Here is a 13626-nt window from a genome sequence, read left to right as displayed (position 1 = left end):
TTTCATTAAATAGGCACTCCTAAGGCGAGTGCCTTTTTTATTGGAGTTATTTAAATGGGTTTTAAACCAAAACAATTATTTGTTATCGCATGTGTTTCAGCGCTCGTTGCTGCTGGCGTTGTTTGGTCATCAAATAACGTTGACGCCGTTGAAAACGTTTTAGATTAAGGGCGGATATATGGAATTAGTATCTTCTAAGTTCGCCCCTAAAGCGAAAGAGCTTGACCCTATTGAGGGTGTTGGTTGGGGAAACCGTTGCTCGTTACGTTTGCCAGCGGGTCCTACTTATCATTCGATTGAGTTGGTAACTGATATTACTGACCCAAAAGATATTGAGCGTATTGAAGTTGTTTTCAATGGCTCGCCTATTTACAACATTTCAGCTGAAACACTGATTAAAGTGAACAAGCACCGCAAGTCATATGCTGTAGATGGGCGCTATGTCATTCCTTTTGGTGATGACTCTTTACGTACCAAAATTGGTGTTCGACAAAGCGACCTTGTCACCCTGCCGAATGAGATTTGGTTCATCTATATCTCGCTAAAATCGAAGTCAGCAACGACCCCGTCTATTCGCGCTCGCGCTCATGTGTTACCTGCACAAAGTGAACGTTATTACTTACCTCGTATGTATGAACTGAGTTGGTTTGCTGCGGCAGCTGGTCGCACGCCGTTTGATTTTGCAGAGAAATCACCGTTTATCTTTTTGAAGCGTGTTCACTTCAAAGATGACTCAGTGCAGCGTGTGCGCTTGCTTCGAGATGACCTCGAAGAAATAAACGTGCGCAAAGAAGATAACGCGTTTGATTTGGCATCAAGTGGCCAAGAGCAAAATCCAAAGTGGTTTAGCTTGGACTTTTGCCGCACAGGTTTTGGTGCTGATGGCATGTTACCTACCTCTGCCACTCGACAACTTCAATTTGAACTAGATAAAACGGAAACGGGATCTGTTCCAGTCATTATCGAATCTATTGAGCAGGTCAAACTACTCCCATCAGGTGAATAAGGGGACTTATGTTTGATGATTTAGGTGAGGCGCTGGGAGGTGCTTGGGATTCGGTTGTTAGTGGCGTTGGTGACGTTCTTGAGTTGCAAGGCAAGGCGGAAGCAAACAAGACGGCGTCAGCTGCGCCAGAGCTGAACCGAAAAACGAATCAAGCGGTGCAATCGAATGGGCAACCACTACCAACAACACAGCCAGGGCAATTTGTGATTAATGGGCGTCATTTCATGATGGCGGGTGGTTTGATGGGTGCAATAGTTCTGATTGTTTTGCTTAAGGGGGATTGATATGCCGTTGATTCCTCTTTTCATGGTGTTAGGTGGTAGCGGTCTTTTTGCTGCGGGTTTCTGGGCTGGCGGTGGTGTAAGCAAAATGACGAAAGTGATTTTTATGTTGGCGCTTGCCATGTACCTCTATTCGAATTACGGGGGTAAGCATTGATGCTTGGTTCGCTAACTAGCCTAACGGGTGGTGGTGGCTTGAAAGGCGGCTCATCGGGCCCCGCTACTGCGACGAGTACGGTAACCCATAGCACTAAGACTACGAATGAAAGTGGTTTTAAAGGTGGTGAGTTAAACATGGGCAGTAAGAACGGTATCCCTACATGGGCGTTATTACTTGGTGGTGTGGCTGTTCTTTGGATTTTGAGTAACAAAGGTAAGTAAAACATGATTTCGGTGTGTACGTGGGATGAGGCGCAGGAAAAGTTACACCTTGCGCTGGCTGGATACTTTGATGAAGCAAAGGCAGAAGTAGCAGCAGGACGGGAGGCGGTTTTCCGCGTAGGCACAGATTCTTTTGCTTGCATTCGTTTTGAACAGTTTACCGATACGAATGAAATAGAAATGGTCGTAGTCGGCTTTGCGGGGAATGTCAGTTGCACTGATGCACTGTTTGAGTACGGACGGAGTCGCAATTGTCATTCTGTGCGAATGCATACCTATAGAACAGGCTTGCAATGGGTTTTAAATCGCATGGGGATGCCTTTCTTCTTAGATGGTAAGGACGAAGACGACCGTTTAGTCATAAGGGCTATTTATGGGCGGTAGTAGTCGCAGTAGTAATAAAACAAAGAACGTAACTAATACAACCACCACGACACATAACACGTCAGGTACAGCAGGTGTTTCAGGTGATAACACTGGGGTTGTTTTATCTGGTGTATCTAACTCCTCTGTCAATGTTTCTCTGACTGACCACGGTGCGGTAACCAAAGCGGGGGAACTTGCTGAACTGGCATTAACCTCCAACGCGGAGGTTTCAAAAAGTGCTCTCGATAAGACAGCAGAAGTAAGTAAGAACGCTATCAAGAGTGTGAGTGATAGTAATCATGAAAACTTACAGGTATTGGCAGGGATGAGCGGTCAACAGGCTAAACAAAATTCAGCCAATCTTGAAGCGCTGCGGGAGTTAGCACAGGCCAAGTCTGATGGCGGTCAGGTGCAAACATCCAGTCAAATGGTCAAAGTTGTTTTTGCAGTGGCTCTGGCTGCGGTCGCGGTCGTGTATTTAGGGGGTAAAGGAACGTGAGTTTGAACCAATATTTGCAACCATCTCAGCGTGTTGAGTTTCATTTGATTGGTGAGTTTCTTCATGTCGAAGCTTGTCCTGATGTGGTTCTGATTGAAACGATGCGGGGGCAATATCGCTTAAAACAAGGTGCGCAGGTTCGCGCAGAAAATCTGAGCGGGAAAGTTACCGTGACGAATTTAAGTGATAAGGCGGGAGCGGTTGAGATTGTTAGCGGCTCTGGCTCGTATTCCCCTCCCACTGAAGGGCGCGCAGTTAGAGTGTCGCAGATGCCCGCGGTTGAGGTATCACAGATGCCTGCCGTTCAGGTGTCGCAGGTGCCTGCAATTGAGGTGTCACAAATGCCTGCTGTTCAGGTATCGCAGATACCCGCAATTGAAGTGTCACAGATGCCTGCGGTTCAAGTTTCGCATTTGCCAGCAGTGGAAGTGAAAGTAGGGCAAGTTATCCCTGTAACCACGGTGACGGCTGAGCGGCTGATTAGCAATGTGTTAACCCTTGTTGATGGAAAGGCCACACAAGCATCACGCTCTGCACGCTCTCAAGTGATGGTGAAAGCGGCAAAAGAGAATAAAGGTATTGTTTTACTTGGTTCTTATGAGCTTGAAGCGTCTGAAAAAATCACGTTACCAACGACAGCGGCGTTAAGTTTTACAGGCGTTGATGGTGACAAAATTCAATTAATTGAAATGGTGAAATAGTGAGTATTTTACAGTCATTACCTGCTGGTAGCTCTCGGAACAAAATTGAACATTTAGCTAAGGCTATGGATGAATACATCGCTGAAAATGGTGGTGATAGCGATGGTGACAATGGTCATGGTGGTGAGGTTTTTAAGGCTGAAAAGTTGGAAATCTTATCGCTTCGTCTTCCTCTTCAGTGCGCCAGTAATTTAGAGAATGGCAAGATTAAGCTTTATATGAATCGTGGTCGTCAAGAAATGCTGTTTTATGGTGATTTTTTTGAAAGTGAATTCGGTGAATTAACGTTCGATAAAATGCCATCAAATGTTCGCCGTGTTTGTGGGCGCTTTGATATTTTCGGGTTAAACGTTGATTACGATTCGATGAATGAATCAAATAAGGTCGAAGGTACGCCAGCATTCTGCATAAACGACCCAATGGGTGATTATATCATTCCTATTCATACCTCAAAGTTTGCAGATACTAATTTCAGTGTGTCTGCAATTGGTAGCTTTCCCTTTGAATCAGACATTCTGCCTAATTTGGTGTTTGGTTTTTATCAAGATGAACATGGCTTTCAGCCTGCCCCTAAAGACTTTCAGTCAGCCGATGTAACGCTACGCGGTAATCTTGTTATTGATTATGTGCGTTATGCGGGGGGCGAGAATGATGGTGGTCGACATATGAGTTGGAATGAAGATGAATTACCGAACCGCCCTTATTAGCTGCGCAATTATTGGTTGTTTTCTCACGTTTAAATTGAAAAAGGACGCGGTCAGTATGACTAAATCAGGGCAAGGTGGTGCGGTGGGGATTCGTAATAAGAACCCGCTTAATATTGAGTATAACGAGCGTAATAACTGGAAAGGTCAAACAGGGCGTAACGGGCGTTTTTGTACTTTTAGCCATAATAAGTGGGGCTTTCGTGCTGGTGCTCGGGTGCTGAAAAGTTACCGAAATCGTAAGGTTCGCACCATTACAGATATTGTTAATACATTTGCGCCACCAAATGAAAATGATTCGGAACGCTATGTCAGCCTTGTTTGTCAGTGGGCTGGTTTACCTCCAAGCCATGTAGTAGACACAAATAATGACCGTGAAATGGCCTCGGTATTGCGTGCAATGGCTCGTATGGAAGTTGGTATTGAATTTCCACTTAGTGATGTGATGGCTGGTATCGCATTAGCGTGAGTAAGGGGCTGTGATGTTTGAACATCAGGCCGTGCAGGCTTTAAGCAAAGAACCTAAAAAAGTGAAGAAAGTAAAAGCCCCTGAACCCAATCTTTGGGCTGGAGTAGCTGCAAAAATTACAGTTACAGTCATTGGTGGTGTAGCGGCTGCTTACACCATCAAATATCTGAAAAAGAGTAAGTTACTATGAAAGATTTTCTAAAGGATATTTTGAACATTGATGTAGACCAACCATCGACTAAAAAAGGTATCGCGTTACTTGGTGCTGGTGTGGCGCTTGCTGTTGGTCACCCTGAGTTACTAACGGCAACCGTCACTGATGCGGGTGTGAGCTATGGTGGTTTAATTGGTACAGCTGTTCCTGTTGTGCTTGGTGTATGGGAAACCTTGAGAAATGAGTTCAAGTGATATGGTTGAGGTGTTGCAATACTTTACTTCAATGGGCTTACCGCCCTCAATGCTGGTTATTATCGCTATCTTTTGGAGGCATAATAATCGTCTCATTCGACTGGAAACAAAGGTGTTAGGATAAGATTTTCAATATTATGTTGTTTCATGATATGCATCTCATAACTGTGCAACTTTGTGGGTTTAATATGATTGCCTGTTTTATAGCTATTAATTAGAGGTAAGCATGGCTTTATATTTTATTACTTATGACTTAAGGAAATCACGAGATTATCAAAAGTTGTATACAGAGCTGAAGGAATATAATGCAGTTCGAATTTTAGAGTCTACTTGGTGTTTTAAGCGTGATAATACATCACCATCACGGTTGCGAGATCATTTTAAAAGCATTATTGATGGTGATGATGCGATTATGGTGTCAGAGGTTACTAATTGGGCATCGATAAATACGGATGGTAACCCTAACCAGTTGAAATGAAATGTATAAGCTCGCTTTTAGCGAGCTTTATTTTTTTGTTTGTTGTGTAGTTTATGTGGTAATAATTGAGTGTAGACTTGCCATAAAATATTGATGTTTCTATGCCCAGTTACCTGCGCTACTTCCTCTATCGAATACCCTTTTTCAAACAGCCTACTAGCTCCTTCTCGCCTCATGTCGTGATAGCGCAAGTCTTCAATGCCTAAACTGTTTCTTACTCTTTGAAAGCCTGCTGTGACACTGCGCGGGTTGTAAGGGAAAATCAGTTCGTTTGTTTTGGGCTGGTTCATAGCAATGTCGAACGATTCAGCTAGCAATGGAACAATCATGTGGTTTCCCTCTTTTTTGCGAGGGTCTTTACGGTCACGGACAACAATGGTTTTGTGTTCTTCGTTTAGATCTTCCCAACGGAGTTTGCATACTTCCCCAATTCGCATACAGGTCAAAATGCTGAAATCCAGAATATCTAAGAAAGGTATTCGTGTTTTGCCGTTGGAGCGAAAGTCCTGACGTGCTTTCAGCCCTTCTTTGAGCCTGTCTAGCTCTGTCTCTGTAGGGCGTCGGGTGCGTTTTTGACTTTTACCTACGAGTCCCATATCTATCAGTACAGGGACTGCTTCATCGAAAATTGGATAGTTCGCATTGATATTAAAAACAGGTGTAGCTTTTTTCATTACCGAGCGTAGGTAAGCTATGTCATGGTAAACCGTGGCAGGTTTTGCTCCTGCTGATCTTCTGTTTCGACAGTGTTCTATAAGATCGCTTGTTCTTAATTGGTTGCTGTCAATGTTCGCTATATCGCAATCTCTTAGCATTTGAATGACATAGCGCTTGGTTCGTCCAGTTTTATTCCATAAATCAGCATCATTCATGAAACGGTCAAGCAGTACCCCTAGGGGGACTGAGTTATTAATTTGTACCCCTTTAGATTCTAATTCCAGAACTCGATTTCGCCCAAAAGTGCGAGCTAAATCCTTTTTTCTGAAAGTTTTCGATTCTCGATGTATAATCCGCGAGTTCTTTTTTACGAAAACAGTTGCTTTGTACCGCAGTTCGCCGCTTTTGAGTTGTCGTTTTTCTACCGTGAAAGATGCCATTTGTCCTACTCTGTCGGGGGTACTATGAGGGGTACTGTAGAACGAAATTCAAGCAATTTCAACGATATTACAGGTAATTCGAAATGACATTAAATGTTGATAAACATCAGGAAATTAGCGGCGTTGCTGGTGATTACCCCTCTTGCCGTTTCTCTGTCGCGCCTATGCTCGATTGGACTGACCGCCACTGTCGTTACTTTCACCGCTTGATGAGTGAGCATGCGTTGCTTTATACCGAGATGGTGACAACGGGCGCTATTATTCATGGTAAAGGCGACTTTCTTGCGTACAACGAAGAAGAGCACCCATTAGCGTTACAACTGGGTGGGTCAAACCCTGCGGATTTGGCGCGTTGTGCCCAGCTAGCACAAGAGCGTGGCTATGATGAAATTAACCTGAACGTAGGTTGCCCTTCAGATCGTGTGCAAAACGGTATGTTTGGTGCCTGTTTAATGGGTGAAGCCGATTTGGTTGCGCAGTGTGTCTCTGCAATGCGTGAAGTGGTTGATATCCCGGTTACGGTGAAAACGCGCATCGGTATTGATGAGCAAGACTCTTATGAGTTTTTGACTCAATTTATTTCGACAGTGTCTGAGAAAAGCGGCTGTGATGATTTCACTATTCATGCTCGCAAAGCATGGCTGAAGGGATTAAGCCCGAAAGAAAACCGTGAAATCCCACCACTAGATTACCCGCGTGTTTACCAATTAAAACGTGATTTCCCGCATCTAAAGATGGCCATTAATGGTGGTATTAAGACGTTTGAAGAGATGGACGAACACTTGAAACATCTGGATGGCGTCATGGTGGGCCGCGAGGCTTACCAAAACCCTTACATGATGGCGCAAGTGGATCAGCGTCTCTTTGGTAGCACGAAACCTATTATCAAGCAGCGTGAGCTGGTTGAAGCTATGTTCCCATATATAGAGCGCCAACTTGCCAACGGTTCATACCTTGGTCATATCTCTCGCCATATGTTGGGCTTATTCCAAGGTTTACCGGGTGCGCGTCAGTGGCGTCGTCATATCAGTGAAAATGCCCATAAGCCGGGTGCAGGCATTGAAGTACTGCAACAAGCGGTAGCAAAAATTCCAGCGGAATTAGACGTGTAGTTGATTTAACCAATTTGTTGGTGAAATTGACCACGTGGATAAAGAGCGATAGGCGAAAAGCCATCGCTCTTTTTTTGTTTTTGAGTTTAACTTTCTGATTATACGTGTTTTATTTAATTGGCTAGAAAGTGGCGCAGTTTGTGCGGTCTATATATTAGGTTCTAAATGAATCACGTTGTGATTAAGCAGGCGTTGCACAGAAAAGCGGTTGTAGATTGTCTGCTAAGCCAGAATTCAGAGGGGGATGTATGGTCGAGATTTTATTCCTATTCACATTTGCGATGGTGCTTATCTTTACTGGTATCAGTATGTTAGGGATGTTCTTAGCGGTGGCGGCTGGCTTTGCTGTGATGGCTGTCATTGGTATGTTAGGCGTAATGTTTAAGTTGTTACCTTGGCTTATTGTTATAGCCCTAGGTGTCTGGTTTTATCGTGAGCACAAAGCGGATAAAGCACACCGTAATCGTATGAATTACTGAGGTTAAGATTGAGTTTTTACTCAATCTGAAACTTACGTCAGGAGAGTGTTATTTTTTGTATAAAAGACATTGTTTAACAAATCAGATGGGGTCATTTTGTATAGCATCTGGTATAGTCTCGCCCGAATTTTATACAAATTAAGAGCGGAGACTCTGCATGAATAAATTTACTCTTACAGCAGCGGCCGCTGCTGTCGCATTTGCAGCAGCAATGCCAGCACAAGCAGCTACCCTTCTTGGTGTAAAAGTAGGTGCTGATGCATGGTTTACTGGCGGTAAAACAGAAGTCGCTTCAAACTCTGTAGACGCAGAAGACAAAACAATGGGCACATTCCACATTGCGTTTGAACACTTTATCCCACTAGTACCAAACGCACGTATCCGTTACAGCGATGTTGATAACGGCACTATTTCGTTTAACCAGATTGATTACACTGCTTACTACGAAATTCTAGATAACGACGCTGTTGCGCTGGATCTAGGTGTGGTGATGTCTAAGTTCAATGCTGGTGAATTTGCAGGGAAATCATTCAGTGAATGGCAACCAGCGGTTTACGGTGCAGGTGAAATCGGCATCCCAATGACACCAGTATCTGCGTTTGGTGATCTGACTTACGGTACGTACGACGATACGAAAACGGTTGATGCACAAATTGGTGTTAAGTGGACTATCCCTCTAGTGGTTGATCTAAACCTTCGTGCAGGTTACCGCGTGATGGATCATGATTTTGCATTCATTAACGGCTACAACTCTGTAAAAGTGAAGAATGACGGTTGGTTCCTAGGTGTAGAAGTCGACATCTAATCGTGACACTTACTTTGTAAGATGTGCAAAAAGCCTTAGGGGCAGCTCCCCATGAATTGAAAGCCACGATTATCGTGGCTTTTTTGTTGCCTGTTTACTCAGTTTTGTACCATTTTTAATAGATGACTGAGTTATCAGGAAGTGGGCTAATGACATTAACGGAACTGCAAGGGTTGTATGCACGCAGCGATTTAGTCGAAGCCGTGGTAGAGCCATCAATCCAAGAAGATGGCTGGATTGTCGAGTTTCGCCATCGTCGAGGTGGCTTTGTCCCTTTGACGGACGGTGCGGGAAGTGAGCAATGCTACCAAGATGTTGATACTGCAAGTGAGCGGGCGTTTGAAGTCGGATTTCACCAAGTTCGAATTGCCGATAGCTTCTAAATCGTAACCTTTCTCTGATGTGAGTCGGAAAATTCTTGCGCACCTTATCCTTACTAAAAGTTATAAAACATTCTTATCTATTCTTTCTTGTTATTTCATTGAGTGGCTAATCTAACCTTACGCAATGTATAGGGAACGTCGTGTCATGGTACTCAAGGAACTCTCGGCCTTAGCCAGCCCACTCAATGATCAACAAATAGATCAACTTCAACAGGCTACATCAGAACTGTCACCTCAGCAGATGGCATGGATCAGTGGTTACTTTTGGGGGTTAAGCCAAACGCAACCCACAGCTCAAACACAAACTGCAAGTCAGTCTATTGCTGCAGTGGCAACACAACCTGCTGGTAAGTTAACGATTATCTATGCTTCGCAGACTGGCAATGCGAAAGGGCTTGCTGAAGCCTTACATGCAGAAGCGGATGCTGCAGGCATGCGTGCTGAGATCTTTTCTGCGGGTGATTACAAAGGTAAACACTTAACGAAAGCCACCCACCTCATTATTGTTGCTTCGACGCATGGCGAAGGTGAAGCACCCGATGATGCGATTGAATTACATGAATTTTTACAGTCGAAGAAAGCACCAAACTTATCACATTTAAAATATGCAGTGATTGGGTTAGGGGATTCTAGTTATGAATTCTTTTGTCAAACAGCCAAAGACTTTGATGGTTATCTCGCGAAGTTGGGCGCAGAGTCGATACTGGATCGTTTAGATTGTGATGTCGATTATGAAGCTGAAGCCGCACAATGGCGCACATCGGCATTAGAAAAAGTGAAGCTAACCTTATCAACAGGTGAAGCCGAGGTAGTGCAACTGCCTGTTAGTCAAAGCCAAGCGGCTGTGTCGGCATACACTAAGCAGCACCCGTTTGAGGCCTCGTTATTAACCAGCCAGAAGATCACTGGGCGTAATTCGGGCAAAGATGTACGTCATATCGAAATTGACCTTGAAGGTTCAGGGTTAAGCTATCAGCCGGGCGATGCACTGGGAGTATGGTACGACAATGACTCTAACCTTGCCGCTAAAATCATTGCGCAAGTTGGATTGGTTGACGATGCACAGATAGAGGTCGACGGTGAATCACTCCCGTTACTACAGGCGTTGATTAAGCATTATGAAATTACCAATGCGAACCCGCAGTTCGTCACTCAATACGCCACCTTGTCAGGCAGTAAAAAACTAGAAAAGCTGGTGGCAGATAAAGACAAGCTACGTACTTATGCGGGCAAGACGCAAATATTAGACGTATTGGCAGAAAAGAAAACCAAGCTCACAGCCGAGCAGTTACAAGGATTACTACGTCGCTTGACCCCTCGTCTCTATTCTATCGCTTCGAGCCAAGAAGAAGTGGGTGAAGAAGTCCACTTAACAGTAGGTGTTGTTGAGTATCAACAAGGTGAAGAAACTCGACAGGGAGGCGCCTCTAGCTTTCTATCGCACCGTCTTGAAGAGGGGGGAAGTGTTCGCGTTTTTGTGGAAGAGAATAAGCATTTTAAACTTCCCGAAAATGATGACACGCCAGTCATTATGGTTGGCCCAGGTACAGGAATTGCCCCTTTCCGTGCCTTTATTCAAGAGCGTGAAAACCGTGACGCGAGTGGAAAGAATTGGCTGTTCTTTGGTGATCGCACTTTCACGGAAGACTTTTTGTATCAAGTCGAGTGGCAGAAGTATTTGAAGGCGGGTGTGATGGATCAAATCGATGTGGCTTTTAGTCGTGATCAAGCTGAGAAAGTTTATGTGCAGCATCGATTGCTCGAGCAAGGGGCGAAGGTGTGGCAATGGCTCCAAGCGGGTGCGCACTTTTATGTGTGTGGTGATGCGAACCAGATGGCAAAAGATGTCCATCAAGCGCTACTCACTATTATTGAACAGCATGGCCAGCAAAGCCGAGAGCAAGCCGAAGATTATTTAACTGAGTTACGTAAGAGTAAGCGTTATCAAAAGGATGTGTACTAATGAGTGAGCAAAAATTAGCAGATAACGAACGCCTTAAACGTGAAAGTAACTTCTTACGTGGCACCATAGTGGAAGATTTGGCAAACCCTGTCACTGGGGCATTTCAAGGCGACAATTTTCAATTGATCCGTTTTCATGGCATGTATCAACAAGATGATCGTGATATTCGAGCCGAACGTGCCAAGCAGAAACTCGAACCCTTGCAAAACGTGATGTTGCGTGCGCGCATGCCTGGCGGTGTGATTACGCCAAGCCAATGGTTAGCGATTGATAAGTTTGCAGCAGAGCATAGCTTGTACGGCAGTATCCGTTTAACGACGCGTCAGACGTTTCAGTTTCATGGGGTACTAAAACCAAACATTAAATTAATGCACCAAACACTGAATAAAATTGGTATCGACTCTATTGCAACTGCGGGTGATGTGAACCGTAATGTGCTGTGTACAACAAACCCTATTGAGTCGGAGTTACATCAGGAAGCCTATGAATGGGCAAAGAAAATCAGTGAACATTTACTCCCCAAGACACGTGCGTATGCGGAAATTTGGCTTGATGGAGAAAAGCTTGAAACGACCGATGAAGAGCCGATTTTAGGGAGTACCTATCTGCCGCGTAAATTTAAAACGACGGTCGTGATCCCGCCGCAAAATGATGTGGATGTGCATGCCAACGATCTAAACTTTGTCGCGATTGCCGATGAAGGGAAATTGGTTGGTTTCAATGTGCTGGTGGGTGGTGGCCTTGCAATGACACACGGTGATAAATCGACTTACCCACGTCGTGCTGATGATTTTGGTTTTATCTCCTTGGAAAATACCCTCGCCGTGGCAGAGGCGGTGGTGACAACTCAACGAGATTGGGGGAACCGCTCGAATCGTAAAAATGCCAAAACCAAGTATACCTTAGACCGAGTCGGATCTGATGTCTTTAAAGCCGAAGTGGAAAAGCGGGCTGGAGTGGCATTTACCGCGAGTCGCCCGTATGAATTTACCGATCGCGGTGATCGTATTGGTTGGGTCGAAGGCATTGATGGTAAATACCATTTAGCCTTGTTTATTGAAAATGGGCGCTTGCTGGATTTTCCTAATAAACCGCTTAAAACGGGTATGTCAGAGATAGCGAAAGTCCATAAAGGCGATTTTCGTATGACAGCAAACCAAAATATTATTGTTGCAGGTGTGCCTGTTGCTGAAAAAGAAAGGATCGAAAAGATCGCTCGTGATCATGGTTTGATTGATGATGGTGTCACCGAGCAGCGTAAAAATTCGATGGCATGTGTGTCGCTGCCGACCTGTCCATTAGCCATGGCAGAAGCTGAGCGTTTTTTACCTGATTTTGTGACTGATATTGAAGGCATTTTAGCTAAACATCAGCTTGGGGAAGAGGAAAACATCATTACTCGCGTGACAGGCTGCCCAAATGGTTGTGGACGCGCCATGCTGGCTGAAATTGGTTTAGTCGGAAAAGCGCCTGGGCGTTACAACTTACACCTTGGCGGTAACCGTAACGGTACCCGAGTACCGAAAATGTACAAAGAAAACATTACTGTTGCTCAAATACTTGCGGACATTGATGAGTTAGTCGGGCGTTGGGCACGCGAACGTGAAGAAAACGAAGGCTTTGGTGATTTTACGGTTCGCGCTGGCATTATTGCACCAGTGCTCGTCTCTAAGAGGGATTTTTATGCCTAATTCAGCGACAGTTGCGCCGACAAAACGTTGGCAATTGCAGGATTTACTGGCTTTAAATAAGGTCGATCAAATTCTTCAATTAGCACAAATTAATGCAGAGCTTGAAGCGTTATCAGCACAAGATCGTGTTCGTTGGGCATTGGATCACCTTCAAGGTGATTTTGCCTTAGCCTCTAGTTTTGGGGTGCAATCAGCAGTGATGTTGCACTTGGTGACCAAGGTAAAAGCCGATATTCCGGTAATAGTGACAGATACTGGGTATTTGTTTCCTGAAACTTACTTGTTTATCGATGAGCTGACAGCGCGTTTATCATTGAATGTTCAGGTTTATCGTTCACCGCTGACCCCTGCGTGGCAGGAAGCGCGTTACGGTAAACTATGGGAGCAGGGGGTTGAAGGCATTAAGCTCTACAACAAACTCAATAAAGTAGAGCCTATGCGTCGTGCTCTCAATGAGCTGCAAGTGGGAACTTGGTTTTCGGGGTTACGTCGAGAACAGTCAAGTACACGGGCGTCTTTACCTGTGCTGGCGATCCAAAATGGGGTCTTTAAATTTTTACCTTTGATAGATTGGACGAATGAGGACGTTGAGGTTTACTTAGCGGATCATGATCTTCCTTACCACCCATTATACGAGCAAGGTTACATGTCGGTGGGTGATGTGCATACTACTCAGAAATGGGAGCCAGGAATGAAAGAAGAAGAGACCCGCTTTTTTGGTTTAAAGCGTGAATGTGGCTTACATGAAGATGATGCTGAGTCTGATGGTTCGGGGATCTAACTCTCGGTATTAATCGTTAACT

At 44.6% G+C, this 13626-nt stretch carries 20 protein-coding genes; 19 read left to right on the top strand and 1 reads right to left on the bottom strand.

Going from position 1 to position 13626, the window contains the following annotated elements; all coding sequences use genetic code 11:
• The first annotated feature begins 178 nt into the window (after window positions 1-178).
• From OCU77_RS15475 to OCU77_RS15420, 12 genes are all read left to right on the top strand, one after another.
• Window positions 179-1006, top strand: coding sequence for a major capsid protein P2 (locus OCU77_RS15475; protein ID WP_048900380.1), 828 nt, complete (start codon window positions 179-181; stop codon window positions 1004-1006).
• An 8-nt stretch (window positions 1007-1014) separates the two neighbouring features.
• A complete protein-coding gene (locus OCU77_RS15470) occupies window positions 1015-1290 on the top strand; it encodes a hypothetical protein (protein WP_048900381.1) in 276 nt (91 codons plus the stop codon).
• A 1-nt stretch (window position 1291) separates the two neighbouring features.
• A complete protein-coding gene (locus tag OCU77_RS15465; protein ID WP_162845637.1) occupies window positions 1292-1444 on the top strand; it encodes a hypothetical protein in 153 nt (50 codons plus the stop codon).
• On the top strand, window positions 1444-1668 hold the full coding sequence (locus OCU77_RS15460; RefSeq protein ID WP_048900382.1) for a hypothetical protein: 225 nt from the start codon (window positions 1444-1446) through the stop codon (window positions 1666-1668). The genes OCU77_RS15465 and OCU77_RS15460 overlap by 1 nt, the downstream gene beginning before the upstream one ends.
• 3 nt (window positions 1669-1671) lie before the next feature.
• On the top strand, window positions 1672-2052 hold the full coding sequence (locus tag OCU77_RS15455; protein ID WP_048900383.1) for a hypothetical protein: 381 nt from the start codon (window positions 1672-1674) through the stop codon (window positions 2050-2052).
• On the top strand, window positions 2042-2533 hold the full coding sequence (locus OCU77_RS15450; protein ID WP_048900384.1) for a hypothetical protein: 492 nt from the start codon (window positions 2042-2044) through the stop codon (window positions 2531-2533). Before OCU77_RS15455 ends, OCU77_RS15450 begins: the two co-directional genes overlap by 11 nt.
• 2 nt (window positions 2534-2535) lie before the next feature.
• Entirely contained in the window at window positions 2536-3234 is a 699-nt protein-coding gene (locus OCU77_RS15445) for a hypothetical protein (RefSeq protein WP_048900385.1), read from the top strand.
• Window positions 3234-3941, top strand: coding sequence for a hypothetical protein (locus OCU77_RS15440; protein ID WP_048900386.1), 708 nt, complete (start codon window positions 3234-3236; stop codon window positions 3939-3941). The genes OCU77_RS15445 and OCU77_RS15440 overlap by 1 nt, the downstream gene beginning before the upstream one ends.
• A 55-nt stretch (window positions 3942-3996) precedes the next feature.
• Window positions 3997-4407: a virion protein gene (locus OCU77_RS15435; protein ID WP_146156706.1), complete on the top strand. Its 411-nt coding sequence runs from the start codon at window positions 3997-3999 to the stop codon at window positions 4405-4407.
• 13 nt (window positions 4408-4420) lie between these two features.
• Window positions 4421-4597 (top strand): hypothetical protein, encoded by a 177-nt coding sequence (locus OCU77_RS15430; protein ID WP_160314735.1) that lies wholly within the window; start codon window positions 4421-4423, stop codon window positions 4595-4597.
• On the top strand, window positions 4594-4815 hold the full coding sequence (locus OCU77_RS15425) for a hypothetical protein (RefSeq protein ID WP_048900388.1): 222 nt from the start codon (window positions 4594-4596) through the stop codon (window positions 4813-4815). Before OCU77_RS15430 ends, OCU77_RS15425 begins: the two co-directional genes overlap by 4 nt.
• A 226-nt stretch (window positions 4816-5041) precedes the next feature.
• Window positions 5042-5293, top strand: a complete 252-nt coding sequence (locus OCU77_RS15420) for a hypothetical protein (RefSeq protein ID WP_048900389.1) — start codon at window positions 5042-5044, stop codon at window positions 5291-5293.
• Window positions 5294-5310: 17 nt separating this feature from the next.
• Here OCU77_RS15420 and OCU77_RS15415 read toward each other — a convergent pair whose 3' ends face one another.
• Entirely contained in the window at window positions 5311-6390 is a 1080-nt protein-coding gene (locus OCU77_RS15415) for a site-specific integrase (RefSeq protein ID WP_048900390.1), read from the bottom strand.
• 83 nt (window positions 6391-6473) lie between these two features.
• On the opposite strand from OCU77_RS15415, the gene dusA reads away from it, so the two are divergent.
• The 7 genes from dusA to OCU77_RS15380 all read left to right on the top strand — a co-directional run bounded on the left by dusA (window position 6474) and on the right by OCU77_RS15380 (window position 13604).
• Window positions 6474-7502, top strand: coding sequence for a tRNA dihydrouridine(20/20a) synthase DusA (dusA, locus tag OCU77_RS15410; protein ID WP_048900391.1), 1029 nt, complete (start codon window positions 6474-6476; stop codon window positions 7500-7502).
• A 248-nt stretch (window positions 7503-7750) separates the two neighbouring features.
• On the top strand, window positions 7751-7981 hold the full coding sequence (pspG, locus tag OCU77_RS15405; protein ID WP_048900392.1) for an envelope stress response protein PspG: 231 nt from the start codon (window positions 7751-7753) through the stop codon (window positions 7979-7981).
• A 157-nt stretch (window positions 7982-8138) separates the two neighbouring features.
• Window positions 8139-8786: a TIGR04219 family outer membrane beta-barrel protein gene (locus OCU77_RS15400; protein WP_048900393.1), complete on the top strand. Its 648-nt coding sequence runs from the start codon at window positions 8139-8141 to the stop codon at window positions 8784-8786.
• Window positions 8787-8935: 149 nt separating this feature from the next.
• The gene (locus OCU77_RS15395; RefSeq protein WP_048900394.1) at window positions 8936-9169 is read left to right on the top strand and encodes a hypothetical protein; all 234 of its coding nucleotides are present in this window, start codon (window positions 8936-8938) and stop codon (window positions 9167-9169) included.
• Between the two features lie 145 nt (window positions 9170-9314).
• On the top strand, window positions 9315-11132 hold the full coding sequence (locus tag OCU77_RS15390) for an assimilatory sulfite reductase (NADPH) flavoprotein subunit (RefSeq protein WP_107303152.1): 1818 nt from the start codon (window positions 9315-9317) through the stop codon (window positions 11130-11132).
• Window positions 11132-12823, top strand: a complete 1692-nt coding sequence (cysI, locus tag OCU77_RS15385; protein WP_048900395.1) for an assimilatory sulfite reductase (NADPH) hemoprotein subunit — start codon at window positions 11132-11134, stop codon at window positions 12821-12823. Before OCU77_RS15390 ends, cysI begins: the two co-directional genes overlap by 1 nt.
• Window positions 12816-13604 carry a phosphoadenylyl-sulfate reductase gene (locus tag OCU77_RS15380; protein WP_048900396.1) on the top strand — a complete coding sequence of 263 codons (789 nt, stop codon included), beginning with the start codon at window positions 12816-12818 and terminating at the stop codon, window positions 13602-13604. Before cysI ends, OCU77_RS15380 begins: the two co-directional genes overlap by 8 nt.
• The last annotated feature ends 22 nt before the right edge of the window (window positions 13605-13626 follow it).

The sequence above is a fragment of the Photobacterium swingsii genome (genome assembly GCF_024346715.1).
GTDB classification, from domain to species: domain Bacteria; phylum Pseudomonadota; class Gammaproteobacteria; order Enterobacterales; family Vibrionaceae; genus Photobacterium; species Photobacterium swingsii.
Note: the sequence above shows the minus strand (reverse complement) of the source record. Positions and strands in the feature narration are given on the sequence as shown.